General features: G+C 65.3%; 1 protein-coding gene and 1 pseudogene. Both read left to right on the forward strand.

Going from position 1 to position 3,088, the window contains the following annotated elements; genetic code table 11:
• Positions 1–417: 417 nt before the first annotated feature.
• Positions 418–553 (forward strand): annotated as a pseudogene (locus AC2VON_RS04305) (hypothetical protein); the annotation flags it as partial.
• 1,198 nt (positions 554–1,751) lie between these two features.
• Positions 1,752–2,915 carry a DUF5631 domain-containing protein gene (locus AC2VON_RS04310; RefSeq protein WP_486951832.1) on the forward strand — a complete coding sequence of 388 codons (1,164 nt, stop codon included), beginning with the start codon at positions 1,752–1,754 and terminating at the stop codon, positions 2,913–2,915.
• The last annotated feature ends 173 nt before the right edge of the window (positions 2,916–3,088 follow it).

Below are 3,088 nucleotides of genomic sequence, written 5' to 3' on the forward strand. Positions count from 1 at the left end.
CTTCCCTTATGGGCGCATGCCAAGCTGAATACCGAAATCGGTGATCGGCGATACCATCGGCGCATGTCGGATATGCCACCCGCAGGACCTCCCCCCGTGCGAGGACCGGCAGGGTTTCCGCAGCCTCCCGCCGGGCCGCCGCCTTGGCTGCCCGCACCGCCCATGGCTTTGGGCAGGTCCGCACGATGGCTCATGGTCACCATGCTGTCGATGACGCTCGTCGCCGTCGGTGCTGCTGTGGCCGCGTGGTTGCGCCCGACGCCGCGTGACAGCGGACCGCCCGTCCCACCCACGCCGACCTTCAGCGAGCAGCAGATGGCCGACGCCAAAGCGAATGTTTGCGGGGCGTATGCCCTGTCGAAGAATGAGGTGGCGGTAAACACCCATAGACCAGCTCCGCCAGAAGATGACTACAATAGCTCACTTGCCGTAAGCGCACTCGCACGTCTCGCAACTTATGCGGCGGGGGATTACCTGTTAAACCGTCTGTCGGCGGAACCCGCAACACCCCCTGAACTCGCAGTGTCGGTCCGATCACTCGCCAACACGTACAAAGAGATCGGTATCCATGCTCTCAACAATGAGCCGAATGCAACTTTAGATACACTCCGGCATACCATAGACGCGGATATAACGAACATAGATGAGATGTGCAAATGAAAAGTGAAGGTCCACCCGGCGAGTGGGGCGAGATTCTTGTGGGTCATGTTTGGACTCCGCACTCGGACTTGAATGTTGTTAGCGCTGCGTCGACTAAGCGCGAAACGACCGCAACCGCGTGGCAACACCTTTCCGATCAGTTATGGGAGAAGCTTTCGGGGCCGCTCAATTCTGATACCCAGAAGGGGATGACGACCGACGCTATCCGCCAGGCCTTCAAGTGGGGCGTCGATCAGGCCGGCGACGTCGCCGAGACCAACGACGCCATAAGCAAGGCACATACTTCCGCACATGGTTCTGCCACTGAACTGAATTCGCAACTCGCCACGATCGCCCAGGATGGGAACTCCAGAATCAGACAGATTCAGGTCTCCAAGGATCCGATGAAAGTCGAGCAAATCGTCGACGTGGTGGTGGAGTGCCAGCAAAGAGCTAATGCTGCAGCAGCACCCTGCACCCAACAGATCTTTGAGCGTATGCAGGATATCCTCAATCGACAAGGTATCCCCAAATCAGCTCGGCAATTTGCTCAAGAACTCGGTATGGACTCCACACGCATGCTCGGATCTCCCAACAAAGACGCGGTCCGCCAGCAAGTGCAAACTTTCCTTCATCCCGAGTCTGTGGGCGGACAAACCTCCGGGCCAATGGCACCAGCCGCACCGCCTACCACTGCACAACCAACTAACGCGGGAGAAGGGCTTGGTCCACAACCACCACCTGCCACACCCACCTCGCCACGCCTAGACCCAAAACCAACCAACGCTGGGGAAGGGCTCGCTCCACCACCTGCTATATCCACTTCGTTACCCCTGAACCCGAAGCCAACCAACACCGGGGAAGGGCTCGGTCCAGTAACACCCCCAACCCCAGCATCCGCACCCAAAACCCCCGCTCCGGTCCCAAACCCCGGTGGTCTCGGCTCGCCTCTGCCGACCGCCACGGTCTCGGCTCCGCCGGCCGGGCTGGCGCCGGTGTCACCTACTGGCTTATCCCCAGGCCTGGCACCAACTCCGACACCAAGCACACCGATACCCGGCAATCCGATACCAGGACCGTCGACAGGAACACCGCTCTCGACCGCCACGGCCATGCCCCCGCCTTCCCCGGCGGGCCCGCTGCCCCCAACCGCGCCGCTGCCCCCACCCGCACCTGTGGGCCCGCAGCCAGCCGCGACGCTGCCGTCGGCGGGGGCGGGGCCGGTGTTCGAGGCAGCCCAGCCGACTCATGCCCCGGTCGTCGAGACCGCGCCGCCGCCCGCGCCAGTCGAGCCGGCCACCGGCTTCGTCGCACCCAGCACGCCGGCAACACCGATAACACCGGTGACACCGGCAACACCGGCAACACTGCCGGTGAGTCCATCGACGCCGGCGGGGCCGCTGCCGGGCTACGGCGCGGACATCCGGCCGCCGGCCGCGTCGGTGCCGACCGTGCCAGCCGGTCCACCCACGCCTGCGACGCCGGCCGCACCGTCGTCAGCGCCGGTCAGCCCATCGACCGGTGCGGGCGGCGTCGCCCCACCGGTGATTCACCAGAACAGCACCGCACCGAACGCACAGTCCCCGGCAGCAGTCGGTGAACAGGCGGTGGCGGCCACCGCCGGCGGGGCCGCTGCGGGGGCGGTTTCGGCACGGTCCGGTGCCCAAGCCCGGCTGCACCGCCTGGTCGACTTCGTCGCCCGCCAAGAGCCGCGCCTGGCCTGGACCGCCGGGGACCGCTCGGATGGCACCACCGTGTTGGCCACCGACGTGGCCAGCGGCTGGATCCCCCCGAATGTCGATCTCCCCTCGGCGGTGCAGCTACTCCACCCGGCCCGCCGGCGTGGCGGGATCGAATCTCTGCTCGGCGAGGTGACCGCCACCGCCGGCTACACCCCGGTGCACTGCCTACCTGCCGACGACGACACCGAACCCATCGCGACCTCGTCGCGCGCCCGCCAGATACCCGTCATCGACGACCTCGGCTGGAAGCTGGGCCAGGCCACCAACTGGCGCGATGGACTACCGCGGCTGGCCCACACCCTGGCCAAAGCTGCCTCCAGGGGCACCGGGGTGCTCGACTCCGAGGCCGACCTGCTGCACAAAGAACTCGTCGAGGTTCGTGAGCGGGTGCTCGCGACATACCCGGCCTGCGTTGACGCCTCGCTGGTGGGAAACTGGCAGCTACTCGCAGCGATCAACGCCCTGGTCGAAGCCGACAAGGCCGGCGCCAACTACCATTTCGGCTGGTTCCAAGCGCTGAGCCAACTCCCATAGGAGCCACGATGAGCCCCAACCCCGAAGAATTACAGATAGTCGTGGGCCAGCTCGCCCAGGCGTTCGGCATGCCACCACCGCCGCCGCTGACACCCGACCAGATCGCCTCGGGACAGTCGGTCATTAGTCAACTGCTCGCCGCTTTGGGCATGGCCGGCAATATCGGCGACCCC

This window comes from Mycobacterium sp. TH-M82 (assembly GCF_057473605.1).

Excerpts from the sequence above, each read along its gene's own strand:
- AC2VON_RS04310 (WP_486951832.1), top strand. The coding sequence starts at position 1,752 with ATGCCCCCGCCTTCCCCGGCGGGCCCGCTGCCCCCAACCGCGCCGCTG.